Genomic DNA, 25,258 nt, shown 5'->3' with positions numbered 1-25,258 from the left:
CGACGCTTCCGACGCCCGTGTCCGCCCCGCCGCGTGGCCGCGATCGGTCCGTCGCTCCGTCTCGATCCCACCGGCGGTTCGCCGCGGCGGTCGAAGCAAGCGTTTTTAGTTCACGTCCGAGTTACTTTTAACAACGAATGTGCGCACTGCAGACTCCGCTCCAGCGCGCGGCGGTCGCCGTCGCGGTCGTCTGTCTGGCCACCGCCGGCGTATACGTCGTCTTCGGGGGCGACGCCGGAACGGCGGACGAGCCGATAGGCGAGAACGCCGCGGAGCGGTACGAATCGATAGAGGGGGTCTCGGCGAACGTGACGATAGTGATGGAGACGCCGAACCGGACCGACCGGATGCGGCTACACGTCAAACAGCGTCCCGGGACCCGATACGTCTACCAGCGGGTCTACGACGGTTCGGGGGGTTACCGGGAGACGTACGCCAACGGGTCCGTCATGTGGCAGTACGATCCACAGGCCGGCGAGGCGACGCGGCTGACCCTCGACGAGGGGAGCTTCGAACGGGGGAACATGTCCGAGCACCTCGACGAGTTGTTCGCCCAGATCGACGCCGGCGGTGACGACGGCGACGACGAGCCGAAACGTGGCGTCTCCCCGCTCCCGGAACCCCCTGGTCCGGTGACCAGCGACCCGGCGGTCGGGAACGTCCCGCCGCCGAACGCCACGGAGTACGACGTCAGCTACCTCGGGACCGAGACGGTCGACGGCCGGGAGACGTACGTCGTCGAGATCAACGGGACGCTCCGGGGGCGCGGCGAGATGCTGCTGTCGAACGTGACCCAGACGCTCTGGATCGACAGCGAGCGGTACTTCCCGCTCAAGTACTACCAGACGTGGGACCGGCCCGACGGGTCGTACGAGGTGACCCAGACGTACTCGAACGTGACGTTCGACCCCGGCCTGAACGACTCGACGTTCGAGTTCGACCCGCCCGAGAACGTGACGGTGAACGAGCGGACGTATCCCGACGTCGAGTCGTACGACTCGCGCGCGGCGCTCGTCGAGGCGGCTGACGTCGAGGTCCCGGACCCCGACCTCCCGGACGGCTTCTCCCTGCAGGGGACACGGCGGATCGACGGCGCCGACGAGTCGGTGTCGCTGACCTACGGGAACGGGTCGGCGGAGGTCGTCGTGACGGTACAAAACACGACGTACGACGGGAACAGGACCGGCGAGGAGGTCGAGGTGAACGGCCGAAGCGGGACGTACTCGGAGGCGGGCAGAATGCGCGTTCTGACGTGGACCTGCGACGGACGGACCCTGAGCGTGTCGGGGGACGGACTGGCCCGGTCGTCCCTCGTCCGCGTCGCCGAGTCGATAGGCTGCGCGAGCGGGTCAGGAGCGGCGGTACAGCGAGTAGGCGATGAAGCTCACCCCCAGGAGCTGGAACGACCGGACGAGTAGCGTGAACGGGCGGCGGTACTCCGAGGGGGCGACGCCGCCGCGGAACAGGAGCGACCCGAAGAACGCCGAGACGAACGAGACCCCGAGCAGCAACACGAGGCCGATCGAGAGGTACTGCATGGGACGGCTCTGGTGGCGACGGTAGCCGCGGTACGCCTGATAGGCCACGTACGTCCCGACGGCCGTGGCGGCGAACGAGACGACGAGGATCGCCCAACCGATGGGGGTGTTCGCCAGCATGATCAGAGGTTCTCCCACATGTAGGTGAGGCGGTCCGCGGTGTCGTCCGCGTCCAGCATGGACGCGCGGTCGGTGCGTTCGATCTCCCCCACGTACTCCCCGTCGGCCAGTTCGATCGAGAACGACGACAGCGTCGCGGAGTACACCTTGTGGTGACCCCCGTCCGGGTCCACCTTCGTCTGCTCCTCGATGAGTTCGTGCTCCTTCAGCCGTTCGATGCGACGGTAGACCGTCGGCAGCGACGCGTCGCATCGGTCGCGCAGGGTTTTCGCGGACATTGGTTCTACACTGGTCTCCGCGAGGATTGAGCGAGCGTACTCGTCGCTCAGGAGGTCGAGTACCTCGTCCGGGTCCCAATCCTCACTCACGACCGGGGGAACGGGGAGTCGGTAATTAAAAGGTACGCGTCTTTTCTCGCCGAGAAAAAGGCTACAGCGACACCGGTCGCGTCTTAATCGTCGGCCGGGGGTCGGACGCCGCCGGTCAGTTCGCGCACCGTCTCGATGGCGTCGCTGACGTCCGCGCCGGCCTCCCCGGCGCGTTCGAGCACCACGTCGGCCATGAGGTCCTCGGTGCCGACCGCGCCGGAGTACCAGATGCGGTGGCCGTCGACCTCGCCCGGCGTCTCCCAGCCCGTCCGGTAGTCGTCGGTCAGGCCCATGTCCTCGGGGATGTCCTCCTGGGTGTGGTAGCCGTCGGCGATGAACAGCGGGACGACGACCACGTCGTCGCTCTCGAAGAAGTCCGTCACGTCGTCGACCTCGGGGTCCTCGTCCATGAACAGCGCCTTCACCTCGTCGAAGCGACCGCGTTCGCGGATGCGGTCGGCGTGGTACTCGATGGCCTTCGCGCTGTTCTCGTTGCGCTCCGTGCCGTGACCGACGACGGCGAGGCCGAATCCCTCGCCCACCTCCGCGTCCCCGGTGACGCTCTCGGCGCGCTGGACGATGACGTCGCTCATCGCGTCGTGGGTCCCGACGGGACCGCAGTAGTGGACCGTCTTGTCCACGTCCTCGGGCGCGCCGCTGCGCGGTTCCCACCCGGGGTCCGGGTCGTCGAGGCCGACGTCGTCGTCGACGCGGAGCTCCCGCGGGATGACCTCCTCCGTGAAGTAGCCCTCGCTGATGAACAGCGGGACCACGTACACCTCGTCGCTCTCGACGGTGCGAAGCACCTCCCGGAAGTGCGGTTCCTCCTTCCAGAACCCGGTGACGACCTCGTCGAACGCGCCCGTCTTGCGGACGGTGTCCGCGTGGCGGTAGGTCGGCGTGCTGGAGTCCGGGTTCAGGTGCGAGCCGTGAGCCACGATGACCAGCGCTTGCATACTAGGCCGGAAGGAGTAACGGAACTTAGGTACTTCGCAAAGAAACGTTGTCGAAGCGCGAAAGGATCGTCTCGCTCCCGGAGATCGGACCCGATAGCGGAGTCGGCCGGAGGCGAAGGAGCTACGGAGATCCGAGGCCGGACTCCGGTCGGGCGGCGATCGGATTTATCTCGCGGGCGTGCGCTGGGTAGCGTATGTCACTGGCCGAACGAACGCGGGAGGCGGTTCGAGCCCGACCGTTCCTCCTCGACGGGCTGCGGGCCGGCGTGATCAACTACACCGCGGCGGCCCGCCACCTGGACGTGGACGGGGACGCGGACGCGATCGCTACCGCGCTTCGCCGGTTCGCCGAGGAGCTGCCGACCTATGAGACCGACGCCCGGACGGCCCGGGTGACCATGGAGAGCGGGCTGGGCCGCACCGACGACGCTGCGAGCGCCCTGCTCGTCGTCGGCGACGCCGCGATGGCGCCGACCGGCGGGTCGCTGACGGGCGTGCTCGCGACCGGCGACGTGGACCCACCGGCGCTTGCGACAGTCCTCCGCCGACTCGCCGCGACTGGCGTCACGGTCGAGGCGGCGGCGACCGCGGACGACGCGCTGCTGGTCGTCGTGGAGCGGCGCGCGAGCGCGGACGCCGTTCGGACCGTCGAGGACGCGCTCGGAGAAGTGCCGGATCGGGACTACTGAACGGTCCCGGGCCGTGCAGCGACCGATGCCGCCCGCCGACCGTCGGGGGTCAGCTCCGCGGTACGGGCCTCGTAGTCGAGCGTGACGAGGCCGAGGTCGGCGAGCTTCGGGAGGTCGACGTGCCACAGGCGGATGGCCACCCGCTCCTCGTCGGGGTGGTCGGAGGACCCGGCGAGCGTCGACGCCAGGTCCGAGAGGTCCGCCGGCGTGTCGCGCCGCGCGAGTTCCGCGATGGCGTCGTGACGGCGCGGGGACTCCAGCGCGGCGAACAGGCGGTCCGCGTCGTCCGCCGCGGCGGACCAGGCGGCGAGGTCGATCGTCCGACCGCTCATGCGGGCGTCCACCTCTCTCGGGAGGGCGGTGCGGCGGTTCGAAACTGTTCGGAGTGCTGTTCGGGTCGACGCGTTCGGTGCGGTAGCGTCATCATGGGTAGGGTGTTCTCGGGCGGGGACCGCGGGGACCTTCGTACGCTGTCGTTTACTCGCCGTGGCGACCGGTACGCCCGGGTTAGTCGCCCGCCCCGAGGCAATTCCTTCTTGGCTCGTTACGTGGATAAAGGTAGACGACGATTTCTCTCAGTTACGTCCGATGGAACGGTTCGGGCGGCGCGGAAAGTCCGCCCTAGAGCCGGTAATCCCGTATTACCAAGGGGCCCGCCGCCGGCCGGGAGCGCGACGACGGGCCGAGGGCGATCACTCGCCGCCGGGTGAGAACTCCTTGTTCTCGTCCGCGATGTCGTCCCAGGCGACGGTCCCCGCGTCGACCACGTTCTCCGGCGCGAGCGCGTCGTCCCGGAGGATAGACGCGGCGAGACCGGCCGGGGGCGACAGCGTTTGTTCTCCCTGCGGGGCTTCGCCCGCGGTGGACTCGTTGCCGTCAGACGCGTTGCCGGGCGCTTCTGTGGCGTTGCCGGGACCCTCGGACTCGTTTCCGCCGCCGGGCGTTGGCGCCTGTCCGCCCCCGGTGAACGAGGGCTCGGGCACGGGTTCGGCTCCCGGCCCCGACGCCTCGCCGACCACGACGCGGACGACCATTCCCAGGAACTCGTGCGGGCCGCAGTAGAGGTCGTACACGCCCGGCCGGTCGAACGTGTAGAGCCAGTACGCGCCCTCGGCGAACATCGGCGACGATATCGGCGGCGTCTCCTCCGGGACGCGCCGGGTCTGCGCGAAGCCGGGGTGATACGCCATCACGTTGTGAAACGGCGAGTTCGCCGAGAACCGCACCGTGTCGCCGGGTTCGACGTACAGCCCGGTCGGGTCGAAGTAGAACTCCGGGTTCGGGCGGTCCTCGCGCGGTTCGGTCTCCATGCTGACCTCCTGTGCGACCTCCACGGGCGGTTCCACGTCGTCCGAGAGCGCCGCGAACCCGAACGCGGGGTGGACGGGGTCCTCCTGACCCTCGCCGCTCGCGTCGCCGTCGTCCTGCGCCATCGCCGTGCCTCCGAACCCGGCGACGGCACCCGTACTCGCGGCGTACTTGAGAACTTGGCGTCGCGATGCGTCGCCGCCGGCGTCTCGCCAGTCGTGCGGTGACATCCGCTCGGTACTGGCGGCGTCGCGAGAATAAAGGGGGAAGACAGTTGTCCCGGATTCGTCTGGGGAACGGTGGGGGCCAGCGGCGCAAGCCGGGATTACCCGGCGGACGCCGCCGGGTTCGCGACCAGGAGCGCCGGGGCGAACCCGCCGTTTCGACCCCGTTCCGACGGTTACAAAGGGTGTGAGCGGGTAGGAAACGCCGATGACCGTACACGTGACGAACACGCTGACGGGCGAGAAGGAGCCGTTCGAGCCGCAGGACCCCGACTCCGTTCTCCTCTACCTCTGCGGCCTGACGGTCTCCGACCCCGCCCACGTCGGTCACGCCCGCGCGTGGACGCACACCGACGTCATCCACCGCTGGCTTGAACACGAGGGCTACGACGTCCGCCACGTCGAGAACTTCACCGACGTGAACGAGAAGATCACTGCCCGCGTCGGCGAGGACGGCGACAGCGAGGCGGACGTCGCCGAGAGCTACGTCGCGGAGACGCTCGACGACATGCGCTCGCTCAACCTCAAGCGCGCGGCCGTCTACCCCCGCGTCTCGGAGCACGTGCCCGAGATCATCGACATGGTGGAGACGCTGGTCGAGAAGGGGTACGCCTACGAGGCCGACGGCTCGGTGTACTTCGACGTCAGCGAGTACCCGGAGTACGGCAAACTCTCGAACCAGGACGTCGAGGAGATGGAGGCGCAGGGGGCCGAGGACGCCCGCAGCGAGAAGCGCAACCCCGCGGACTTCGCGCTCTGGAAGGCCGGCGGCCTCGACGCCGACGACGTGGCCGAGCACCGCCACGACGACGCCGCGGCCGCCGAGGAGGCGGCCGAGACGGCCCAGACGTGGGACTCGCCGTGGGGCGAGGGCCGGCCGGGGTGGCACATCGAGTGCTCGGCCATGTCCACGACCCACCTCGACGACACCATCGACATCCATGTCGCGGGGCAGGATCTCGTCTTCCCGCACAACGAGAACGAGATCGCACAGAGCGAGGCGGCGACCGGCGAGCAGTTCGCCCGCTACTGGGTCCACGTCCGCCTGCTTGAGACCGCCGGCGAGAAGATGTCATCGTCGCTGGGCAACTTCGCCACCGTCGAGGAGATGGTCGCCGAGGAAGGGGCGAACGTCGTCCGCACCTTCCTGCTCTCGACGGCATACCACAACCGCGCGACGTTCTCCGAGGAGACGCTCTCGGAGGCCCGCGACCGGTGGGAGCGCCTCGACCGCGCGTACGACCGCGCTGTCGACGCCGTCGACGGCGTCGATGCCCGGACCAAGGTCGCCGACGACGACCTTCGGGCCGCCGTCGCCGAGGCCCGCGAGTCGTTCGCCGCGGCGATGAACGACGACTTCAACACCCGCGAGGCGCTCGCCGCCCTGCTGGAACTCGCGAGCGCCGTCAACCGCCACGTCGACGACCGCGACTCGTACGACTACCGCTCGCTCCGCGAGGCCGTCGAGGCGTTCGAGGAGTTCGGGGGCGACGTGCTCGGCCTCGCCTTCGGCGACGAGTCCGCGTCGGGCGACGCGCGCCTGGCCGACGAGGCGATCGAACTGGTACTCGACCTCCGCGAGCGGGAGCGCGAGGCCGGCAACTACGACCGCGCCGACGAGCTCCGGGACGAACTGGAGGCGCTCGGCGTCACCGTCGAGGACTCCGACGACGGGCCGTCGTTCCGACGCTGACCGGCGACCCGGAACGGCGCTCCGTCCACGATCCCGGCGAGGCCTCGCTCTGAAGCGCAGCAACACCCGTCTAAATTCTTATGGCAAACAGTATATACGGCATCGTCGGTAACCCACACCCACACTCATGACCCTGTCACGTCGAGCGTTCGCTGCTGCGCTGAGCGGGACCGTCGTCGCCGGTTCCGGCTGTCTCGGATTCATCACCGGCGAGGAGGCCCAGGAGTTCGAGGCCTCACCCGCTACCGTGAACGACGCCGCGCTGGAGGAGACCGACTACCAGCAGAGCGGCGATCAGGAGAGCGAGGAGATGGAAGTGACGCGGACGGTCGAGGGCGGGGGACAGGAGCGCGACATCAAAGCGGTCAACTACATCAGCCAGTACGAGCGCAAGATCTCGATCCTCGGCATGGAGAAGCGGGCCGCAGTGTTCGTCGCCTTCACCACCCCCAAGGTCGAGATCCTGGGGAAGACGTTCAACCCCGTCGGCGAGATGTCGAACAGGGAACTCGTTCAGCAGGTACAGGGCAAGTACGAGGGCCTCTCCGTCGGCGAGGAGGTCGACGCCCGTGAAACGGAGATGCTCGGCGAAACGGTCGAGATCTCGAAGTTCGAGGGGCAGGCGGACCTCGACGGCACCACGGTCGACGTGTACGTCCACGTCGGCCAGACGGACCACGACGGCGACTTCGTCATCCCCATCGGCATCTACCCCCAGCGGATCGACGACGAGGAGGCGGTGTTCACCCTGCTCGACGGCGTCGAGCACTAACCCTCGGGGAGGATGTCGCCGAGCGCGGCGCCGATCGCCATCGCGACGAAACAGACGGTCACCTGCGAGAACGCGACCGTCGGCTCCCCCCAGTCGACGCGGCCCCAGGCGGTCATCATCGCCAGCGCCGTGCTGAAGGCGACGCCGAGGACGCCGACGAGGCGGCGCGGGATCACGCCGAACAGCGGGTTGTGAACCCGTACGTCCTGTATCTCCGCGACGTAGAGAATGCCGATCACCAGCGCGACGCCGAACGCGAGCGTCGCGAGGTAGTAGCCCGCGTGGGTCGCGATGAATGCGCCGACTTCCAGCGTCCCGCCCTCGACGAGCATCGGGATCCCGAAGACGACGCTCCCGACGAGCGCCTCGGCCACGTCGCCGCGGTCGAATCCCTTGACGACCTTGCCGAAGACGCCCGACCCGGTGTCGACCCGCCGGGCCAGCCGCATCGTCTCCCGGACCTGCGCTCGCTCCGACGCCGAGTCGACCGATTCCTCCAAGTCCTCGAGTTCGTCGAGCAGGTCGTCGATGTCGGGCGAAGGCGTCTCGTCGCCGTCGGTCATGAGCGGAGGTGGTCGCGGTTCCAAATCAGTCATTCGGCTTCGACGGAGACCTCGTGGACCGTGACGTAGAGGAAGGTGAGGCGCGGCACCGCGTGACCGTAGTCGACGGGGTCCGTCGCGGCGAGGGCCTCGTCGTAGTGGACGGTCGTGTTCTGTTCCAGCGAGTCGACCTCGCCCACTAACGCGCCGTGGACGACGGCGTTTTGCTTCATCGTGATCGTCGTCCCCGGACTCCCACCGGGACCCGGGCCGTACACCACGCCGACGAACTGGGTATCCTGCTTGAAGTTCACCGTCGAGTCGGGATTCATGTAGAACCACAGCGCAGTAGAGCGGTCGTTGGGCACCGTGACGTCGGTTCCGCCCTTCAGGTTCAGGTTGTCGCCGCTCTCCCCGTCGACGTACACGTCCACCCGGTTCGACTCGTCTGTGACGCGGATCGTCGCGCCGTCGTCGCCGCCCCCGCCGGCGGCGAGGTCGACGCTGTCGTTGACGACGAGGTCGATGTCGCCGTCCGCGGTGTCGAACACGAGTTCATCGCCCGCTTCGAGGTCGATCTCGTCGAGGACGTACGAGCCGCTCTCCAGTCGGCACTCGGGGTCACAGTCCGTCAGTTGCCCCCCGGAGATGTCGGCCGCGGCGTCGTTGCTGTTGTTCGCGGGGTCCGACAGCCGCTCGCGTCGCTGGTCGATCAGGACGTCGACTGCCGTGTGCGAGGAGACGTTCACCTCGTCGTCGACGGTCCCGTTCCAGTGGCTGTCGTCGCTCTGTGCGTCGAGGGTGTCGCCGTAGGAGAGGTTCCCGTCGACGAACGCCGTCTGCTTGAACGTCGCGTCCTCGCCCACGACCACGTCGCCCTCGACGCGAGCGTTCTGCTTCATCGTGAGGTCGCCGCCGAGGATCACCCGGGCGTCGTTGTCTCCGTCGACGTACGGCCCCTCGCTGGAGTTGTAGCTGTCGATGAGGGTGTCGTCCTGGCCGATGTTCAGTTCGCTCCCTGACCCGCCGGAGACGACCCCGCCTCGAACCGGCTCTTGCGCGGTCGGCGAGCGGAGTTCGACGGACGTCGTCCGGTTCGCGTGGTCGACGTCGACCGCGTCCTCGGTCGTCACCGACCGGAAGTACTCCGCCCAGCCGACGTAGTACTCGCTCCGGACGTCGAGCGTGACGAGCTCGCCCTCGACCACCGAGGTGTTCTCGATCCTGGAGGTCGACCCCTCGTTGCCGAGCGTCAGTTCCCCGGACGAGAGCCGCCTGTCGCCCTGCAGGTCGACGATCGGGACGGTCAGCGTCGGGTTCTCGTCGTACCGGGACACGTCGTAGGTGAGGTCCGGGCGACTGATCATCGTCGTGTCGTTGCCCGTTCCGCGCCAGACTCCGCCGTTCTGGTAGGCGACGCTGTGGCCCCCGTTCTCGTACTCGATGGACCCGATAGACCGGTTGACGAGTTCGCCGCGGTCGCTCGTCCGGATGACGACCCGACCGGTGTCGCCACGCCGGACGGCGCCGTCGGTCCCCCCGACGTCGAGGTCGACGGTCGCCCTGTCGTCGTACTCGCCCGCGGCGACCCTTTCGACGTTGCTGTCGAGCACCCTGAACGACTGCTCGACGCGCTCCTCCTCCGCGGCGTCTTTCTGCTGGTCGACCACGGCCCCGCCGAACAACAGAACCCCGAGCGTGCCGATGCTGACGACGCCGACGAGGAGAACGACGGCGACAACGGACGCCTGAGCGCGGTTCCGAGAGTTTCCGGTCATAGTCGAGTTCGGTCCGACTGGCGAACCGAGATAGTTGTCAGTGAATTGTAGGAACCGGGGATAAAATATCGTTTACCGGATATTTACGAACGAACGAGAGATACGGTAAGTTCGGCTCCCGGCGAAACGGGTCACAGCCGCCGAAACGGGAGCGGGGTCGCGTCAGTCCGCGCTCTCGATGTCGACTTCGTGGACCGAAGCGTGGAGGTAGGTGATCGGCGGCGGGACGACGCCCGTGTCAGGTAACCGCGGTTCGATATTTCGGACCTGGCTGTCGTACTCGAAGGTCGTCGACTGGTGGAGTTCCATCGGGCCGCCGATGATACTACCGGAGACGGTACCGCTACCCGAACCGATGCAGATATCTTTCGTCGGATCGTCACAAGACGCCGAGGAGAGGCCGTATTCGTCGACCGCATCGTTCTGGCCGCTCGCCGGGTCGTCTCTCGGGGCGTAGATCACACCCTGGAATCCGGGGTTGTTAGACTGCCCCATAGCGAACTGAAACTCCGAGGTTCCGTACATCTGGAACCGACCCGGGTTATCGTCTTCGACCGTGACAGCGGCGTTCCCGTTGGACATCGCCATATCACCGTTCGTATAGACGCGAGCGTACGAATCAGACGCGTCGCCGTTCGTGACCCGGATATTACCGTTCTCAAGCGCGAGGCTCCCATTCACGAGGAGTGTGACGTTCCCGTCTTCCAGATCGAGTTCGAGTTCACTGCCGTCCAGGTAGATATCGTCGTCAACGTAGTACGTTCCAGCATCGAGTGTCGCTCCGGTGGAAGGAATCGTCGTCTCGATCGAAGCGTTCCCGCTCGCGGTTCGGAGCCGTTGCTGGATCGCCCCATCCAGAGCCATCATGTCGACTGACGCACCTTCAGTCACGCAATCGTCTCCGCTACCGCTGGAGCAGGAGATATCGCCGGAGAACGTTCCCGTCGTGATAACTTCGGACTGGAGAGGAGCGTTCGGACCGCCCCCGTTTCCGGTGTCGACGTCACCGGCCGCGACGACGCCGGTTTCGAAGTTCCCGTCCAGTTCGCGTTGCCCGAGCTGGACGATGACGCGGTTCTCGTCGTGATCCACGCTCTGGATCGCGACGTCGTTGACGTTCTCGCGGAAGTACTGCTCCCAGCCGACGTAGTACTGGCTAGTGATGTTGATAGTGACCGTCTCTCCCTCTACGAAGGTGACTTCGGAAAGCGGCGAGACGGTGCGGTTCTTCCGGATCGTCACTTCGCCGCCCGAGAGGTGCTCATCGCCCTCGAAGCTCGTGATCGGAAGCGTCAACGTGTTTCGGCCGCGGTAATCGAGGTCCGGTCGGGACACCATCGTCGTGTCGTTGCCGCTGTTTCGCCAGACGGCACCCGCCTGATAGGCGAGCGTCGTCTCGCCGCTCTCGTACTCGATGGCCCCGAGCGGCTGGTCGATCACTGGGGAGGACCGGTTGCTCGTGTTCACGACGATCCTGCCGGTCCCCTCCTTGCGGACGGCCCCCTCGTTCCCGGAGAGTTCGAGGTCGACGGACCGCGTGGTCCCGTTGTCGCTCCGGGCGACGGCGTCGACGTGGCCGTCGAGCGAGAGGAACGCCTGCTCGATGCGGTCGTCCTCCGCCGCCTGCTGGGTGTTCTCGATGGAGGCGTTCGCCATCAGCACGAGGCCGATCGACATGGTCCCGACGACGCCGACCAGCAGGACGACGGCGAGCACCGTGCTCTGTGCGCGGCGGCGGTCGAACGTCACGGTCCGGACCTCCCGACACGGAGCCAAACGGTCGTTATTACTCGCCGGATTGAGTTCATTTACTTACTACATCCACCTAATATATTAACAAGCTTTCGACGAACTACGGAGTGAAGATCTAAAATTATCCAGGACAAAGCGGGAGCGATCCGGGACCCTTACTTGCCGCGCCACTCCGGTTCGCGGTCTTCGAGAAACGCGTCGATGCCCTCGTTCTTGTCCTCGGTGGCGAACAGCTGGGCGAACAGCTCCGCCTCGTACTCGATGCCGTTCCGGAGATCCATCCGAGACGCGGCCTGTACGGCCTGTTTCGCGTGTTCGAGCGCGATCGGGCTGTGACCCGCCATCGTCTCCGCGAGGTCGTACACCCGCTCGTCGAAGTCGTCGTCGCCGTGCACCTCGTCGGCGAGGCCGATGTCGGCCGCCTCCTCGGCGTCGATCAGTTCGCCCGAGAGGATCAGGCGCATCGCCTGCCCCTCGCCGACGATCCGGGGAAGTCGCTGGGTCGCGCCGCCGCCGGGCATGATGCCGAGCGTGATCTCCGGCTGCCCGAGCATCGCGTCGGCGTGAGCGATCCGCACGTCGCAGGCCAGCGCGAGCTCGCACCCGCCGCCGAGCGCGTGGCCGTTGACGCGGGCGATCACGGGCATCCGCAGGTCGTCGACGACCTCGTACACCCGCGGACGCTCGCTCGCCCGCCGCTGTTCCACCGCGTCGCGCTCGCGGAGTTCCTTCACGTCCGCGCCGGCGACGAACGCGCCCGACTCCTCGGAGCCCGTCAGCACGACGACCCGGGCGTCGTCGGCCTCCAGTTGGGGGAGGACGGTCTTCAGCTCCGACCGCACCTGCGCGTTCAGGGCGTTGCGCGCGTCCGGGCGGTCGATGACGACCGTCGCGACGCCCTCGGCCTCGTCGCCGACCCGCACTCGGACCGTCTCGCAGTCGTCGCCGACGTCGGTCATCGGTCCGCACCCCCGCTTTCCGCGGCGTATTCTCCGGACGGCGCGACCGGTTCGCCGTCCTCCCAGACGTAGAAGCCCTCGCCGGTCTTCTTCCCGAGCTTGCCGGCCTGGACTTTCCGCCGGAGGATCTGGGGCGGACGGAACCGCTCGCCGAGCTCCTCGCGGAGGTACTCCAGGATGTCCAGCCGCACGTCGAGACCGACCACGTCGGTGAGTTCTATCGGCCCCATCGGGTGGTTGTAGCCGAGTTCCATCGACCGGTCGATCTCGTGCGGGCCGGCGACGCCTTCCTCCAGCATCCGGAGCGCCTCGACGCCCAGCGCGACGCCGAGTCGCGAGGTGGCGAACCCGGCCGAGTCGCGCACGACGATCGGCTCCTTGCCGAGGCCCTCCGCGAACTCCTCGGCGAACTCGACGGTCGCCTCGCTCGTCGTCTCCGCGACGACCACCTCGACCAGGTCCATGACGTACGGCGGGTTGAAGAAGTGCGTCCCGACGGCGCGCGAGGGGTCCTCCAGCGCGCTCGCGACCGCGGTCACCGACAGCGACGAGGTGTTGGTCGCGATGACGGCGTCGGCGGGGGCGTGCTCCTCCGTCTCGGCGAACGTCTCCCGCTTCAGGTCCATCTCCTCGGGCACCGCCTCGACGACGATGTCCGCGTCCGCGACCGCCTCGGCGAGGTCGGTGGTCGTCGACAGGCGGTCGAGCGCCGCCGCCTTCTCCGACTCGTCTACCTTGTCGCGCTCGACGCCGCCCTCCAGCGCGGACTCGACGCTCTCCATCGCGTCCGAGAGGATCGCTTCCTCGATGTCGCGCATGGACACCTCGTGACCGGCGACCGCCGCCACTTGCGCGATACCGCGACCCATCGTTCCGGAACCAAGTACACCGACGTTCATGAGAGATACCGCGCCGGGACGGCTGTTAAGAATTGGTGATCGGGAGAACCTTCGTCCCGTACCGCGGAACGCCCTCCTGCTCGTAGATCCGGCGGATCGTCGCCTCGACCCGGTCGCCGACCGACGCGTCGTCTGTGCCTGTGCCGACCACCTGCGCCGGGAGGCTGACCGACTGCTCGCCGTCCGGCCCGTCGAACGCGACGACGGCGACCGAGAACTCGCCGGACCGGGCGGCCTGGTCGGCGAACTCCGGCGGCGCACCGCCGGACCCGATGGTCGTCGCGCCCTCGACGGTGCCCGTTCCGGGCAGCGGCATCCGCTCGAACTCGACCAGCGCGTGACAGCCGTTGCACGCGCCCTCCGGCGGGATGGTGAGTTCGCCGCATTCGGGACACTTCCCGGCGACCAGCCGGTAGCGCTGGTCGATCGTTCTGCGCCACGACGGGACGCTGACGTACGCGCCGCCGCCTGCGGGCGGGCCGCCCGTGATGTCGCCGCGCCGGCGGAGGTAGGCGGAATAGGAGAGCTCCGCCTCGCCGTCGAGTGCGAGGTCGGCGGGGACGGCCGCCGGCGCGTCGACGACGAGGGCGTCCGCGCCGGCGCCGCTCCCGTAAGACGCCGCGAGCACCGTCTCCCCACCGTCAGCGAGCGCTCGCGCGAGCGAGAGCGGGACGCTCGCCGCGCCCGTGTCGCCGAGGTCCTGAACGGTCGCGCAGGCGTGGATCGTCTCGCTGTCGACGCCCAGATCGCCGGCAGCGCGGTACGGGAGCGCGCCGTTGGGGGCCTGCACGGCCGCGGCGTCCGGCTCCGGGTCGGCGTCAAGCGCGCCGACGGCCCCCGAGAGCGCCTCGCGGAACGTCGTCCGGTCGTACTCCGTCACGTCCAGCCCCTCGACGTCCTCGCTCCCGCGCCGCCGGAAGCGCGTGCCCGGTGCGGGGGTCGCGTACTCCGCGCGGTCCCGGAGCGTCGCCGGGCCGTCGTCAGCGACAACGAACGCGGCCGCACCCGCGCCGGCCGCGTGTTCCTCCGCGCTGTCGGGATGGCCCGTCGGGCAGTCGCTCGCCACGGCGAGGGTCACGTCGCCGCGCGCCGCGGCGTCGAACGCGATCGAGAGCGCCTGTGTGCCCGCCCGCGTGCTGTCCGAAAAAGAGCGCCGCACCGCCGTCTCGCCGACGCCGAGCATCGCGCCGAGGCGGGCGGTCAGGTCCGTCTCCTCCAGCGGCGGCGTGGTCGTCGCGAACGCGAGGGCGTCGACCGCGGCAGCGTCGACGTCCGCCGCGTCGAGGGCGCGGATCGCCGCCTCGTAGGCCATCGTGAGCGCGTCCTCGTCGGCGTCCGGGACGGCCTTCCGCTCGACGCCGCTCGCGTCGAACCGGCCCCACGCATCCTCGAACGCCTCGGCGGTGACGCGGAACCGGGGGGCGTACGCCCCGACGCCGGCGATGCCGGTCATCGTCCCACCTCCTCGGCGGCGGCACGTTCGAGCACGTGCACCACCGCCGCGCCGCCGCTCCCGCCCACGTTGTGGGTGAGCGCGCGCTCGGCGTCCGCGACCTGTCGATCGCCTGCCTGGCCCGTCAACTGCTCGAACGCCTCCGCTATCTGCCCCGTTCCCGTCGCGCCGATGGGGTGGCCCTTCGACTTCAGGCCGCCGGAGGGGTTGACCGGGAACTCGCCGTCGAGTTCGGTGCGGCCGGATTCGACGAGGTCACCGCTCTCGCCGCGCTCGCAGAAGCCGAGGTCCTCGTAGGCCAGCAGTTCGGCGATGGCGAAACAGTCGTGGACCTCCGCGAAGTCGAGGTCGTCTGGTCCGACGCCGGCGCGCTCGTAGGCGGTCTCGGCGGCCCGCCGCGACGCCGGGATGCCGTCGTACTCGTCGCGCTGGTGGAGGCCGACGCTGTCGCTGGCCGCGCCGACGCCGGCGATCCGGACGGGGTCGTCCGCGAACTCGTCGGCAACGCGCTCGCTCGCGACGACGACGCAGGCGGCCCCGTCGCTGGTCGGGCAGCAGTGATACAGGTTGAGCGGGTCGGCGACAGCCGGCGCGTCGCGGGCGTCCGAAAGCGAGCACTCGAAGTTCAGGTGCGCCTTCTCGTTTTTCGCGCCGTTCGCGTGGTTCTTCACCGCGACCTTCGAGAGGTGGTCCTCGGTCGTCCCGTGGGCGGCCATGTGCGCGCTGGCCATCTGGGCGTACACGCCCGCGAACGTGGTGCCGGCGAGCCGTTCCCATTCCGTCTCGCCGCTGACGCCCAGCCAGTACTTCGCCATATCGCCGGAGAGGTCGGTCATCACCTCGTAGCCGCCGGCGAGCACCACGTCGGCCATGCCGCTGCGGACGGCCTGCACGGCCTGCCGCATCGCGTACCCGCCCGCCGCGCAGGCGTTCTCGACGCGCGTGCAGGGGACGCCGTGGAGGCCGACGTGTTCGGTCACGGCCGGCCCCGAGAGGCCGATCTGGCGGCCGCCGACCCCGAGCGTGGCGACGACCGCCTCGTCGATATCGTCCGGATCGAGGCCCTTCTCGACGCTGTCCCGCGCCGACTCGTAGGCCTCGCGGAACAGCGACCGGTAGCTCTCCTCCGGGAACGCGCCGAACGCCGACTGGCCCGCGCCGACGACGTACGCCTCTGTCATACGACGGGCCTCGTTTCCTGCACTAAAAAAGAGGCAGGAAAGGGGACAGATATCGCGCCGGCGAGTGACGGCCTGCCGACCTATCACTATCATTTTTAACCCTGATCGTCGAACCCGGACGCATGGCGTTCAGCTACGAACCCCACTACTTCGAGGACCTGGAGGAGGGCCAGACGTTCGAGAGCGCCGGTCGCACGGTGACGGAGTCGGACTTCGTCTTCCACTCGATGTTCGCGGACGACTGGACGGAACTCCACACGAACGCGGAGTACAGCGAGGACGGGCCGTTCGGCGAGCGCATCGGCCACGGCCCGATGACCTTCATCCTCACGACGGGGCTGGTCCAGCGCTGCGGGTTCGTCGAGCGCACCGTCATCGCCTTCCTCGGGATGAACTACATGGACATCCCGAACCCCCTCACCATCGGCGACACGATCGCCGCGGAGTTCGAAGTGATCGAGAAGCGCGAACTCGACTCCCGGGACGACGCCGGCCTCGCGGTGATCGACGGGCACACGGAGAACCAGGAGGGCGAGACGCTGTTCGAGGGCGACATGAAGTTCCTGTTCAAGCGCCGCGACGCGTACGGCGACGACCCGGAGTCGCCCTGATCAGGTGACGTCGTCGCCGTCCGCGCCGTATCGCTCGTACTCACGGTCGGCGACGACCTCCCAGCAGTGGCGCACCGCCTCGTAGACGTCGTGGAAGGAGGTGTACAGCGGCGACGGGCAGACGCGGACGACGTTGGGCGGTCGGTAGTCGACGACGACGCCCCGGTCGCGCAGCGCCCGACTGATCCGCTCGGCGCGCTCGTGTTCCAGCGCGACGTGACCGCCGCGACGGGTCGGGTCGCGGGGCGTGCCGATGGCGTACCCGAGGTCCGCGAGGCGTGCGTCCGCCAGATCGATCAGGTAGTCTGTGAGCGCGAGCGACTTCTCCCGCACGGCGTCGATGCCGGCGTCGGCGATCACGTCCAGTGACCCCTCCAGCGGCGCGGCGCTGAGCATCGGCACCGTCCCGATCTGCCACGCGCCGGCGGAGTCGGCGGGCGTGAAGGTCGGGTTCATCTCGAACTGCGTCTCCTTCTCGTGGCCCCACCACCCGGCGAGCGCGGGGGTCGCGCCGAAGTGCTCCTCGTTCACGTACAGGCCCGCGATGGCCCCCGGTCCGGCGTTGAGGTACTTGTAGCTGCACCACGTCGCGAAGTCGACGCCGCAGTCGGAGAGGTCGTGGGGGACGACGCCCACCGAGTGCGCGAGGTCGAACCCGGCGAAGACGCCCCGCTCCTGTGCCGCGCGGGTCAGCCGTTCCACGTCGAGCAACTGGCCGCTCCGGTAGAGGACGGAGGGCAGGAACAGCACCGCGGCGTCGTCGTGCTCGTCCATCGCCGCGACGACGTCGTCTTCCTCGATCGTCCGCCCGTCGCGGCTCTCGACGACGACGAGGTGTTCGTCCGGGTCGAGGCCGCGCTGGCGGAGCTGTGCCCGGACGGCGTAGTGGTCCGTCGGGAAGTCGAGTTCGTCGACGATCACCTTCCCGTCACCGCCCGCCTCGTCGAGGAACGTGCCGACCAGAGTGTGGACGTTCACCGTCGTCGAGTTCGCGACGACCACCTCCTCGCCGTCGGCGCCGACCAGCGGCGCGAGCCGGTCGCCGAGGCGCTCCGCGTAGCGGAACCACGGCGGGTCGGCCTCGGTCCAGCCCTCGATCCGTAGCTCGCGCCACTCGTCGACGACCCGCTCGAGCGTCCGCTCCGCGTCCGTCGACAGCGGCCCGAGCGAGTTCCCGTCCATGTACAGTTCGCCCTCGGGGACGTGAAAGCGGTCCGCGAACCCGGCGAGCGGGTCCGCCTCGTCCCGCTCCGCCGCGACCGTCGGGTCGGCGTCGAACGCGCGGTCCATGACGGGAGACACCGGGGTCAGGGGCAAGTACCTTTGTACCCCGGTGGGTACGTCCGCCACCGCATGCGAACGGACCTCGACCCCGGGCTGGCGGAGTGCGTCGCGACAGTCGAGCGACTGGGTGTGACCGAGTGGAGCGCGCTCTCGGTGTCGGAGGCCCGGCGCGTGGAGGACGAGGCGTTCGGTGGCGGCGACCCGCCCGAACTGGCGTCCGTCCGCGACCTGACCGTCGACGGTCCGGAGGGCGAGATCCCGGTCCGCGTCTACCGGCCGGACGTCGAGACCCCCGCGCAGGCGCTGGTCTTCTACCACGGCGGCGGGTGGGTCCTCGGGACGCTCGATTCCGCTGACGACCTCTGCCGGCGCTTCGCCCGACGCGCGGGCTGCGCGGTGGTCTCGGTCGACTATCGCCTCGCACCAGAACACCCGTTCCCGGCGGCCGACGACGACGCGTACACCGCGCTGGAGCGAGTGGTCGACGACGCCGCCGCGTTCGGCGTGGACCCCGAACGGGTCGGGGTCGCGGGGACCAGCGCCGGCGGGAACCTCGCCGCGGCGACGGCGCTCCGGGCGCGCGACGAGGGCGGACCGCCGGTCGCCCAGCAGGTCCTCTGCTACCCGATGACCGGCCGGCGGTTCGACGCGGAGTCGTACGACGAGAACGCGGACGGACCGTTACTCACGCGGCGAGACGTCGAGTGGTTCTGGGACCTGTATCTCGACGACGCCGACCGCGCGTCGGACCCGTACGCCGTGCCGCTCCGCGCCGACGACCACGCCGGCCTCCCGCCCGCGACGGTCGTCACCGGCGGCCACGATCCGCTCCGCGACGAGGGCGTCGAGTACGCCGAGCGCCTCGCCGACGCCGGCGTTCCCGTGGACCACCTGCACTACCCGTCGGCCGTCCACGGGTTCCTGAGCATGGCCGACGAGGCGACCGTGGCCGACCGGGCGTTCGACGAGACAGCTGCGTCGATCCGGGAGCGGTTCTGACGCGGGGATTTTTGGGGGCCACCGACGACGACCCTCGCATGGCGCTGCCCGACGTACTCGCCGAGGCCGACGGTCCCCGCGCTATCGACACGCACGCCCACCAGCCGACCGAGGAGTTCCTCCACGACGCCGGCGGGCAGATGATGCGCGACGCGGCCGACCGCTTCGGCACGGATCTGGAGACCCACGGCTACGACGAGATGATAGAGGAGTACCGCGAGGCCGGCGTCGGCACGGCCGTCCTGCTGGGGTGGGACGCCGAGACGAACACGGGCAACCCGCCGGTGCCCAACGACTACGTCGCGGAGGTACGCGACGAGTACGACGACTTCTTCGTCGGGTTCGCGAGCGTCGACCCGCTGAAAGACGACTGCGTCGCGGAGGCGCGGCGGGCGATAGAGGACCTCGACCTCTCGGGGTTCAAGTTCCAGCAGATAGCGCAGGGGTTCGACCCGAGCGACCCCGAGCACGAGGAGCTGTTCGCGACCATCGAGGACCTCGGGGTGCCGGTCGTGTTCCACGGCGGCAACTCCACGCTGGGCGCGTGCAGCCCCGGCGGGCGCGGCCTGAAGATCAAGTACGGGAACCCGATGCTGATCGACGACGTGGCCGCCGAACACCCGGACCTGCAGATCCTCATCGCGCACCCCGCGTTCCCGTGGGAGAAAGAGCAACTCGCCATCTGCCAGCAGAAGGGCAACGTGTACATGGACCTCTCCGGGTGGATGCCGCGCTACGTCGACGAGCAGGTGCTGCACTACGCGAAGACGCTGCTCTCGGACAAGGTGATGTTCGGGACCGATTACCCGATGCTCGAACCGGAGCCGTGGCTGGAGCAGTTCGCGGAACTGGGGTTCCCGGAGGACGTGCAGCGCAAGATCCTCTGGGAGAACGCGGAACGGTTCCTCGGGCTCTAGAAGGCGTAGCCGTCGTCGTCGTCGCCGATCGAGCGCTCGTCGGTCGCCATCATCTCCTCCTCGAAGCCGACTTCGCCGCGCTCCTCGGTGTCGGCGACCGTCTGGTGCTCCTTGATGCCGAGCGACAGCAGCTCCTCGACCGCCTCGTCGCGGTTGACGAACTCCCCCTGGTCGACCATCTGATCGAGCTGGACCTCGACGTCGTCCGGAAGCGTCACTTCGATACGGGGCATCGTGGCCGGGCCTATTCCCCGCACGGACATGAACCCTTTGCCGAGGTATACAGGTCGGGGGCGAGCGCAGTGGGCTGCCCGACCTGCACGTTTAATTGCCTACTTCGTGTACCGCGGCGCATGGACGTGGAGTCCTTCTTCGAGGAGATGCCGTTCGCCGACCTGCTCGGGGTCGAGGTGACCGCGGTCGACGACGGCCACGCCGAGGGGTACGTCGAGATGCGCGAGGAGCTCTCGTGGAACGCCGACCGGGAGATGGCCCACGGCGGCGTCACGTTCACGCTCGCCGACACCGTCGGCGGGGCCGCGCTCGTCTCGCTGGTGGACCGGCCGGTCCCGACCATCGACATGCGGATCGACTATCTGGAGGCCGGCACCGGCGACCTGCGCGCCGAGGCCGACGTGGTGCGCTGCGGGAGCGACGTGGGCGTCGTCGACGTGGCGGTGCGCGCCGAGGACGGGACCGCGGTCGCCGACGCCCGCGGCGTGTACAAGACGGGATAGGTCGGCCAGAGCGGTCAGATCGACCGCTGGAACGCCGCGACGGCGACGAACACCAGGACGAGCGCGAGGAAGCCGCCGCGCTCGCCCCCGGGCACCGACTGCGGGACCAGAAGATAGAGCGCACCGGTCGCGACCGCGACGGCGGCAGCGCCGACCAGCAGCGTCGCGGTGGCGTGGACCACCTCCGCTTTTCGCGTCTCGGCGTCGCTCCCGACCCGGCGGCCGAGGTCGGTCGACAGCGAGCCGAGGTCCCACGTCGCCAGCGCGGCGGCGACGGCGAGGAACGTGACGACCGGCGGCGCGCCCCGCTCCGCGCCGGCGACGCCGGCGACGAACACGAGCGCCGCGCCGACGGCGAACCCGGTGCCGCGCTCCGGCGCGCCGAGGTTCAGGACGACGCCGTCGGCGATGACGAGGACGAACGTGCCGACGAACGAGAGGAAGACGACGGCGAACGAGAGCGCCGCGAACTCGGCGGTCTCGCCGGTCGCGGCGGTCAAGATCGGGATCCCGACGAGCGCGGCGACGCCGCCCACCGCGGGCGAAAGCGCCGCAGGGGGGTCCGGCGAGAGCCGGCGAGCGACGGCGGGCTGGACCCGGCCGCCGACGACCACACAGGCGAGCAGGACGGCGACGGCCCCCGCGAGGGCGTGGAGGACGCCGGAGACGATCGCGGTCCGAAACAGCGGGCCGAAGAGCGGGAGCGCGTCGAGGAATCGCTCGAAGGCGGCCGCGCCGACGCCCGCCACGAGAGCGAGCAGTTGCGCGGCGAAGGCGGCCGCGTACGTCAACGGCACCTCGGCGACGCCCGCCCCGAACCGGTCGGCCGCGGCGACCGGCGCGGCGCGGGCGTCCGGCAGCCAGTCGTCGAGGACGGGGCGCGCCCGTTCGAGGAGGACGGTGACTGCCAGACACGTCGCCTGCAGGCCGACGAACAGCGCGAACGGCGTCGCCGCGGCCGCGACACCGGCGGCCTCGTCCGCCGCCGCGACCGCGACGGCGCCGCCCCCGTGGGAGACGGTCAGGGCGGCGAGCAGGCCGACGAGCGCCGCCGCGCCGGAGCGGCGGCGGATCCCCCGGAGGGCGGCGGTCGCGTCGCTGACGGACCCGGTGGCAGCGCTGGTGGCGACCGCACCGACCCCGGCGACCGTGGCGAGAGTGACGGCGGGTGCGGGGAGCAGGCCGCGGACGGCGCCGACGACCGCAAGCGGGAGGCCGACGGTGAGCGTGACGCTCCCGGCGGCGCGTCGCCGGCTGCCGCCGCGGCTCGCGATAGCGACCCCGCCGGCGGCGAGGCAGGCCCCGACAACGCCGACTCCGACGGGGACCGCGACGCCCGCCGTCGCGCCGACTGAGAGGCCGGCGACGGCGGCGACCGCGACCGCGAGAGCGCCGGCGGTCGGGGTCGGCGGCGCGTCGGTCACCGCGACCACCTCCCCTCGACCCGGCGGACGGCCGCGCGGAGCGGTTCGTCCGGCGACCAGTCCACGACGCGGATCCCCCGCCCGCGAAGGCCCTCGATCCGGAGGTCGCGCTCGACTGCGGCGACGCGGGCACCCGGGGTCGCCGCGTCGGTCACGTCCGGCGAGACGACGGTCACGGCGCGGCCGCGGGCTCGCAGGTACCTGAGGGCGTCGAGCGCGCCGTCGTCGACAAGCGGCCCCGCGAACACGACCTGCGCGCCGTCGGGGACGGTCCGCTCTAGCGTCTCGTAGTGCTCCTCGCTGGCGCGCCGGACGCGGCGGCGGCGCTTCCGCACCGCGTCCGGGAGGTCCGCGTCCAAGTCGAGCAGCGCCTCGATCCGCCGGCACTGGTCCGAACCGCCGCTCGGCGGGAGGTAGCCGCGCCGGGTGCCGAAGACAGCCGCGCCGACGCGGTCCTTCTCGCGCAGCAGTTCGCCGGCAACGCTCTCGGCGGCGTACCGCGCGAGCGTCCGGCCGTCCGGTTCCCCCTCGCGGCGGTACGCCGCGGCGGCGTCGCGGCCGTCGAGCACGACGACGACGCCCGCCGCCCGCGACTCGCGGAACTCGACGGTTGTCAGTTCGCGCGTCCGGGCGTAGCGGTTCCAGTCGACCCTGCTCGCCGGGTCCGCGGACTGGTACTCGCGGACGGCGTGGAACTCCACGCCCTCGCCCCCGGCGTCGGTCTCGACCCGGCCGGTCGCGGCGACGGTCTCCGGCGAGAGCGCAACGTCGTCGGCGTCGACGTCGCAGACGAGGGTCGTCTCGACCGGTTCGACCCCGGAGCGCTCGACGCTCCCGCTGACGTTGCGGGCGACGAGGGTCGGCGCGCCGAACTCGTGGGTGCCGCGTCGAGCGCGCACGTCGTACGTCAGCGCGGCGCTCTCGCCCGGGCGGAGCGAGACGCAGCGCCGCGGCGGGCCGTCGACGACCGGCAGGGCCGCCGGCGGGTCGTCGGCGACGCGCAGTTCGCTGATCGGCTCGTCGCCGTCGTTCGTCACGGTCAGTTCGACGGCCACGACCTCCGCGGGGTGCGGCGTCTCCGCGCTCGCAGAGCGCTCGACGGTCACGTCGAGCGGCGGCGTCCGGGTCGCGAAGCCGTACGCCGCGTAGGTGAACCCCACGAGCGCCGAGAGGAAGACCGCGGTGTTCCCGACGACGACGCCCGCCGCCCCGGCGACGAGCGCGGCCGAGACCCCGACGCGCCACCGGCCCGTCTCGCGGGCGGTCACGCGCGATCACCCCTCTCATCGGCGTCGCCCGCGTCCGCGTCGGCCGCCGGGGCTGGGTCGCCCTCGCCCCACTTCGGCGTGCCCGCGATCGAGACCGGTCCGGGCGCCGTCTCGCGGTCCGCGTCGGACTCGTCGCGGCGGCCGGCGAGGGCCTCGATCTCGGCCACGGCGCGCTCGACCCGCCGCTCGAACGCGCGGCCGCGGGCCCAGTCCCGGATCCGAATCGAGAGGGGGAGGTCCGGACCGTCCTCGTCGGCGAGGAGCGCGGCGGCCCGGGCGTCGTCCGTCCACTCGCCCGCGGTGACGACGTCGATCGCCTCGACCTCGGAGTAGCCGCGCCGCGCGGAGAGGACCGCGACGGCCGTCTCGCGGAGGTCGGTTGTCACGGAGTACCGCCGGTAGCTGTCGCGTCGGGTGCCGCCGCCGAACTCCTCGACCGACGCGTCTATCCCCCGGCCGACGCGCTCTGCGTCCGGCGATAGGGCCACGGTCCCGTCCCGGTTCTCCGGATACCACCGGGACTTCGGGGAACCGTCGCCATCCGATCCCGTACTGAGGACGCCGAGGCCCATCGCGCCGAGCGCGAGCGCGCCGACGGACTCCACCACGAGGCCCGCAGACCCCGCCGGACCGACCGGCGTCGCGCTCGGGGCCGCGGCCGGCAGGAACGCGACGGCGAGGGCGGCGACGAGCGCCGCCGCCCCGACGGCGCGGAGGCGATCGCTCACTCGTCGTCACCTCCGGAGTCGAGCGCTTCGTACGCGGAGCGGGCGGCGCCGACCCGCTCGTCCGTCCGGGGCAGACCTCCGTAGGTCACGTCGCGGACGACCCGCGTGAGACGGCGGACCGGCTCCGCGGGCAGCCCGCGGTCGATCGCTGCGCGGGCGAACTCGCCCGGCGTCTTGGTCTCGGGGTTCGAGAGATCGACCCGGTCGGTCAGCGCCTCCCACGCCTCGTCGATCGACGGCGGGCCGTCGTCGGTCCGGTCACCGCGGAGGTCGTCCGACGGGACGGCGTCGGGCTCGGACGCGTCCGATTCGTTCTCGGGCCGCGTCGCCGCGCCCGTCGCGATCCGTCCCACGGACCGCGGGACCTCGGCGAGGCCGCCGAACAGCGCGCTCCCCGCGCCGGCGAGGCCGCCGGCGAACACGGCCGGGACCGTGCCGAACAGCCGGGCGAACGCGGAGAGCACGCCCCCGACGCCGCGGAGGACGCCGCCGGCGGAGCGTCCGAGCAGGTCGCCCGCCGAGAGCGCGCCGTCGGCGACCGCGAAGACGACGGTCATCGTCGCCTGCGGGATCCGACCCAGAGCGCGAGTGAGGGGGTCGGGAAGGGACGCCGCAAGGCCCGAGACCAGCGCCGTGACCGGCAGACCGCGGTCGGAGCCCGAATCGGCGCCCGTTGACAGCGCGCCGACGAACGCACCCCGGCGCAGGTACGCCGCGGCGACGGCACCGGCGAGGAACAGCACGACGACGAGGCCGCCGAACCCGCCGATCGTCCGCACCAGAAGCGACTCCTCGGCGTCGGTCTCGTCGTCGGTGGTCGGCTCGGCGGTCGTCGTCGTCTCCGTCGTCGTTGTCGTTGTCGTCTCTGCCGTCGTCTCGGAAGCCGTCGCGGTCGTCGTCTCGCTCGTTTCGGTGTACTCGACGGTCGACGAACCGCCACTCGGATCGCCGGCTCCGGGGGCGGATCCCAGCCCCGTGGCCGGGAACAGCGTCGCCCCGAAGAGGACGGCCAGCGCGCAGAGGAGGGTCAGGACGGCGCGGCGGGGATCGTGTGCCAC

At 70.3% G+C, this 25,258-nt stretch carries 26 protein-coding genes; 8 read left to right on the top strand and 18 right to left on the bottom strand.

What is annotated here, in order from left to right; translation table 11 throughout:
* Positions 1-137: 137 nt before the first annotated feature.
* Positions 138-1,418 (top strand): outer membrane lipoprotein-sorting protein, encoded by a 1,281-nt coding sequence (locus D8670_RS15885; protein WP_121819098.1) that lies wholly within the window; start codon positions 138-140, stop codon positions 1,416-1,418.
* On the opposite strand, the gene D8670_RS15880 is transcribed toward D8670_RS15885, so the two are convergent.
* The 3 genes from D8670_RS15880 to D8670_RS15870 all read right to left on the bottom strand — a co-directional run bounded on the left by D8670_RS15880 (position 1,350) and on the right by D8670_RS15870 (position 2,982).
* Entirely contained in the window at positions 1,350-1,658 is a 309-nt protein-coding gene (locus D8670_RS15880) for a DUF7521 family protein (protein ID WP_121819097.1), read from the bottom strand. The genes D8670_RS15885 and D8670_RS15880 overlap by 69 nt on opposite strands.
* A gap of 2 nt (positions 1,659-1,660) precedes the next feature.
* On the bottom strand, positions 1,661-2,026 hold the full coding sequence (locus tag D8670_RS15875; protein WP_121819096.1) for an ArsR/SmtB family transcription factor: 366 nt from the start codon (positions 2,024-2,026) through the stop codon (positions 1,661-1,663).
* A gap of 83 nt (positions 2,027-2,109) precedes the next feature.
* Positions 2,110-2,982 (bottom strand): CbiX/SirB N-terminal domain-containing protein, encoded by an 873-nt coding sequence (locus tag D8670_RS15870; protein ID WP_121819095.1) that lies wholly within the window; start codon positions 2,980-2,982, stop codon positions 2,110-2,112.
* Positions 2,983-3,176: 194 nt separating this feature from the next.
* On the opposite strand from D8670_RS15870, the gene D8670_RS15865 reads away from it, so the two are divergent.
* The gene (locus D8670_RS15865) at positions 3,177-3,671 is read left to right on the top strand and encodes a DUF7523 family protein (RefSeq protein WP_121819094.1); all 495 of its coding nucleotides are present in this window, start codon (positions 3,177-3,179) and stop codon (positions 3,669-3,671) included.
* Here D8670_RS15865 and D8670_RS15860 read toward each other — a convergent pair.
* The gene (locus D8670_RS15860; RefSeq protein WP_162994324.1) at positions 3,665-4,003 is read right to left on the bottom strand and encodes a DUF7344 domain-containing protein; all 339 of its coding nucleotides are present in this window, start codon (positions 4,001-4,003) and stop codon (positions 3,665-3,667) included. The two genes, D8670_RS15865 and D8670_RS15860, sit on opposite strands and share 7 nt — an antisense overlap.
* 360 nt (positions 4,004-4,363) lie before the next feature.
* The gene (locus tag D8670_RS15855; protein WP_121819092.1) at positions 4,364-5,209 is read right to left on the bottom strand and encodes a plastocyanin/azurin family copper-binding protein; all 846 of its coding nucleotides are present in this window, start codon (positions 5,207-5,209) and stop codon (positions 4,364-4,366) included.
* 202 nt (positions 5,210-5,411) lie between these two features.
* Here D8670_RS15855 and cysS point away from each other — a divergent pair, with 202 nt between their 5' ends.
* On the top strand, positions 5,412-6,896 hold the full coding sequence (cysS, locus tag D8670_RS15850; RefSeq protein WP_121819091.1) for a cysteine--tRNA ligase: 1,485 nt from the start codon (positions 5,412-5,414) through the stop codon (positions 6,894-6,896).
* Positions 6,897-7,023: 127 nt separating this feature from the next.
* On the top strand, positions 7,024-7,668 hold the full coding sequence (locus D8670_RS15845; protein ID WP_121819090.1) for a DUF6517 family protein: 645 nt from the start codon (positions 7,024-7,026) through the stop codon (positions 7,666-7,668).
* On the opposite strand, the gene D8670_RS15840 is transcribed toward D8670_RS15845, so the two are convergent.
* The 7 genes from D8670_RS15840 to D8670_RS15810 form a co-directional block, all read right to left on the bottom strand.
* Entirely contained in the window at positions 7,665-8,231 is a 567-nt protein-coding gene (locus tag D8670_RS15840; RefSeq protein WP_121819089.1) for a DUF2391 domain-containing protein, read from the bottom strand. The two genes, D8670_RS15845 and D8670_RS15840, sit on opposite strands and share 4 nt — an antisense overlap.
* A 29-nt stretch (positions 8,232-8,260) precedes the next feature.
* Positions 8,261-9,988, bottom strand: coding sequence for a DUF7289 family protein (locus tag D8670_RS21070; protein ID WP_162994323.1), 1,728 nt, complete (start codon positions 9,986-9,988; stop codon positions 8,261-8,263).
* Positions 9,989-10,150: 162 nt separating this feature from the next.
* Complete coding sequence (locus D8670_RS15830) at positions 10,151-11,737, bottom strand: DUF7289 family protein (RefSeq protein ID WP_121819088.1); 1,587 nt, start codon at positions 11,735-11,737, stop codon at positions 10,151-10,153.
* Positions 11,738-11,895: 158 nt separating this feature from the next.
* A complete protein-coding gene (locus tag D8670_RS15825) occupies positions 11,896-12,699 on the bottom strand; it encodes an enoyl-CoA hydratase/isomerase family protein (protein WP_121819087.1) in 804 nt (267 codons plus the stop codon).
* Positions 12,696-13,598: a 3-hydroxyacyl-CoA dehydrogenase family protein gene (locus D8670_RS15820; protein WP_121819086.1), complete on the bottom strand. Its 903-nt coding sequence runs from the start codon at positions 13,596-13,598 to the stop codon at positions 12,696-12,698. The genes D8670_RS15825 and D8670_RS15820 overlap by 4 nt, the downstream gene beginning before the upstream one ends.
* 25 nt (positions 13,599-13,623) lie before the next feature.
* A complete protein-coding gene (locus D8670_RS15815) occupies positions 13,624-15,051 on the bottom strand; it encodes a zinc ribbon domain-containing protein (RefSeq protein WP_121819085.1) in 1,428 nt (475 codons plus the stop codon).
* Positions 15,048-16,232, bottom strand: a complete 1,185-nt coding sequence (locus tag D8670_RS15810) for a thiolase domain-containing protein (RefSeq protein ID WP_121819084.1) — start codon at positions 16,230-16,232, stop codon at positions 15,048-15,050. The genes D8670_RS15815 and D8670_RS15810 overlap by 4 nt, the downstream gene beginning before the upstream one ends.
* A gap of 122 nt (positions 16,233-16,354) precedes the next feature.
* Between D8670_RS15810 and D8670_RS15805 the strand changes: the two genes are divergently transcribed.
* Entirely contained in the window at positions 16,355-16,843 is a 489-nt protein-coding gene (locus D8670_RS15805) for a MaoC/PaaZ C-terminal domain-containing protein (RefSeq protein WP_121819083.1), read from the top strand.
* Here the strand turns inward: D8670_RS15805 and kynU are convergent, their stop codons facing one another.
* Positions 16,844-18,133, bottom strand: coding sequence for a kynureninase (gene kynU, locus D8670_RS15800; protein WP_121819082.1), 1,290 nt, complete (start codon positions 18,131-18,133; stop codon positions 16,844-16,846). It lies immediately after the preceding gene.
* Between the two features lie 63 nt (positions 18,134-18,196).
* On the opposite strand from kynU, the gene D8670_RS15795 reads away from it, so the two are divergent.
* Together D8670_RS15795 and D8670_RS15790 are read left to right on the top strand one after the other, a co-directional pair.
* Positions 18,197-19,126, top strand: a complete 930-nt coding sequence (locus tag D8670_RS15795) for an alpha/beta hydrolase (protein WP_121819081.1) — start codon at positions 18,197-18,199, stop codon at positions 19,124-19,126.
* Positions 19,127-19,164: 38 nt separating this feature from the next.
* On the top strand, positions 19,165-20,043 hold the full coding sequence (locus tag D8670_RS15790) for an amidohydrolase family protein (RefSeq protein ID WP_121819080.1): 879 nt from the start codon (positions 19,165-19,167) through the stop codon (positions 20,041-20,043).
* On the opposite strand, the gene D8670_RS15785 is transcribed toward D8670_RS15790, so the two are convergent.
* Positions 20,040-20,276 (bottom strand): CopG family ribbon-helix-helix protein, encoded by a 237-nt coding sequence (locus D8670_RS15785; protein ID WP_121819079.1) that lies wholly within the window; start codon positions 20,274-20,276, stop codon positions 20,040-20,042. The two genes, D8670_RS15790 and D8670_RS15785, sit on opposite strands and share 4 nt — an antisense overlap.
* Positions 20,277-20,396: 120 nt before the next feature.
* Here D8670_RS15785 and D8670_RS15780 point away from each other — a divergent pair, with 120 nt between their 5' ends.
* A complete protein-coding gene (locus tag D8670_RS15780; protein WP_121819078.1) occupies positions 20,397-20,780 on the top strand; it encodes a PaaI family thioesterase in 384 nt (127 codons plus the stop codon).
* A gap of 14 nt (positions 20,781-20,794) precedes the next feature.
* Here the strand turns inward: D8670_RS15780 and D8670_RS21065 are convergent, their stop codons facing one another.
* Genes D8670_RS21065 through D8670_RS15755 form a run of 4 tightly spaced genes read right to left on the bottom strand, consistent with a single transcriptional unit; the run spans position 20,795 to position 25,258 of the window.
* Complete coding sequence (locus D8670_RS21065) at positions 20,795-22,204, bottom strand: DUF7519 family protein (protein ID WP_162994322.1); 1,410 nt, start codon at positions 22,202-22,204, stop codon at positions 20,795-20,797.
* A complete protein-coding gene (locus D8670_RS15770; protein ID WP_162994321.1) occupies positions 22,201-23,472 on the bottom strand; it encodes a DUF58 domain-containing protein in 1,272 nt (423 codons plus the stop codon). The genes D8670_RS21065 and D8670_RS15770 overlap by 4 nt, the downstream gene beginning before the upstream one ends.
* Positions 23,469-24,200, bottom strand: coding sequence for a DUF7269 family protein (locus D8670_RS15760; RefSeq protein ID WP_121819077.1), 732 nt, complete (start codon positions 24,198-24,200; stop codon positions 23,469-23,471). The genes D8670_RS15770 and D8670_RS15760 overlap by 4 nt, the downstream gene beginning before the upstream one ends.
* Complete coding sequence (locus tag D8670_RS15755; RefSeq protein WP_121819076.1) at positions 24,197-25,258, bottom strand: DUF4129 domain-containing protein; 1,062 nt, start codon at positions 25,256-25,258, stop codon at positions 24,197-24,199. Before D8670_RS15755 ends, D8670_RS15760 begins: the two co-directional genes overlap by 4 nt.

Source organism: Halostella limicola, assembly GCF_003675875.1.
Classification (GTDB): domain Archaea; phylum Halobacteriota; class Halobacteria; order Halobacteriales; family Natronoarchaeaceae; genus Halostella; species Halostella limicola.
The sequence above is the reverse complement of the archived record's forward strand: the minus strand, read 5'-3'. Positions and strand labels throughout refer to the sequence as shown.

Coding starts and splice junctions, on each gene's coding strand:
- D8670_RS15790 (WP_121819080.1), top strand. CDS start 19,165: ATGGCGCTGCCCGACGTACTCGCCGAGGCCGACGGTCCCCGCGCTATC.
- D8670_RS15870 (WP_121819095.1), bottom strand. CDS start 2,982: ATGCAAGCGCTGGTCATCGTGGCTCACGGCTCGCACCTGAACCCGGAC.
- D8670_RS15810 (WP_121819084.1), bottom strand. CDS start 16,232: ATGACAGAGGCGTACGTCGTCGGCGCGGGCCAGTCGGCGTTCGGCGCG.
- D8670_RS15805 (WP_121819083.1), top strand. CDS start 16,355: ATGGCGTTCAGCTACGAACCCCACTACTTCGAGGACCTGGAGGAGGGC.
- D8670_RS15845 (WP_121819090.1), top strand. CDS start 7,024: ATGACCCTGTCACGTCGAGCGTTCGCTGCTGCGCTGAGCGGGACCGTC.
- D8670_RS15860 (WP_162994324.1), bottom strand. CDS start 4,003: ATGAGCGGTCGGACGATCGACCTCGCCGCCTGGTCCGCCGCGGCGGAC.
- D8670_RS15840 (WP_121819089.1), bottom strand. CDS start 8,231: ATGACCGACGGCGACGAGACGCCTTCGCCCGACATCGACGACCTGCTC.
- D8670_RS15865 (WP_121819094.1), top strand. CDS start 3,177: ATGTCACTGGCCGAACGAACGCGGGAGGCGGTTCGAGCCCGACCGTTC.
- D8670_RS15825 (WP_121819087.1), bottom strand. CDS start 12,699: ATGACCGACGTCGGCGACGACTGCGAGACGGTCCGAGTGCGGGTCGGC.
- D8670_RS15880 (WP_121819097.1), bottom strand. CDS start 1,658: ATGCTGGCGAACACCCCCATCGGTTGGGCGATCCTCGTCGTCTCGTTC.
- kynU (WP_121819082.1), bottom strand. CDS start 18,133: ATGGACCGCGCGTTCGACGCCGACCCGACGGTCGCGGCGGAGCGGGAC.
- D8670_RS21070 (WP_162994323.1), bottom strand. CDS start 9,988: ATGACCGGAAACTCTCGGAACCGCGCTCAGGCGTCCGTTGTCGCCGTC.
- D8670_RS15785 (WP_121819079.1), bottom strand. CDS start 20,276: ATGCCCCGTATCGAAGTGACGCTTCCGGACGACGTCGAGGTCCAGCTC.
- cysS (WP_121819091.1), top strand. CDS start 5,412: ATGACCGTACACGTGACGAACACGCTGACGGGCGAGAAGGAGCCGTTC.
- D8670_RS15795 (WP_121819081.1), top strand. CDS start 18,197: ATGCGAACGGACCTCGACCCCGGGCTGGCGGAGTGCGTCGCGACAGTC.
- D8670_RS15780 (WP_121819078.1), top strand. CDS start 20,397: ATGGACGTGGAGTCCTTCTTCGAGGAGATGCCGTTCGCCGACCTGCTC.
- D8670_RS15815 (WP_121819085.1), bottom strand. CDS start 15,051: ATGACCGGCATCGCCGGCGTCGGGGCGTACGCCCCCCGGTTCCGCGTC.
- D8670_RS15885 (WP_121819098.1), top strand. CDS start 138: ATGTGCGCACTGCAGACTCCGCTCCAGCGCGCGGCGGTCGCCGTCGCG.
- D8670_RS15820 (WP_121819086.1), bottom strand. CDS start 13,598: ATGAACGTCGGTGTACTTGGTTCCGGAACGATGGGTCGCGGTATCGCG.
- D8670_RS15855 (WP_121819092.1), bottom strand. CDS start 5,209: ATGTCACCGCACGACTGGCGAGACGCCGGCGGCGACGCATCGCGACGC.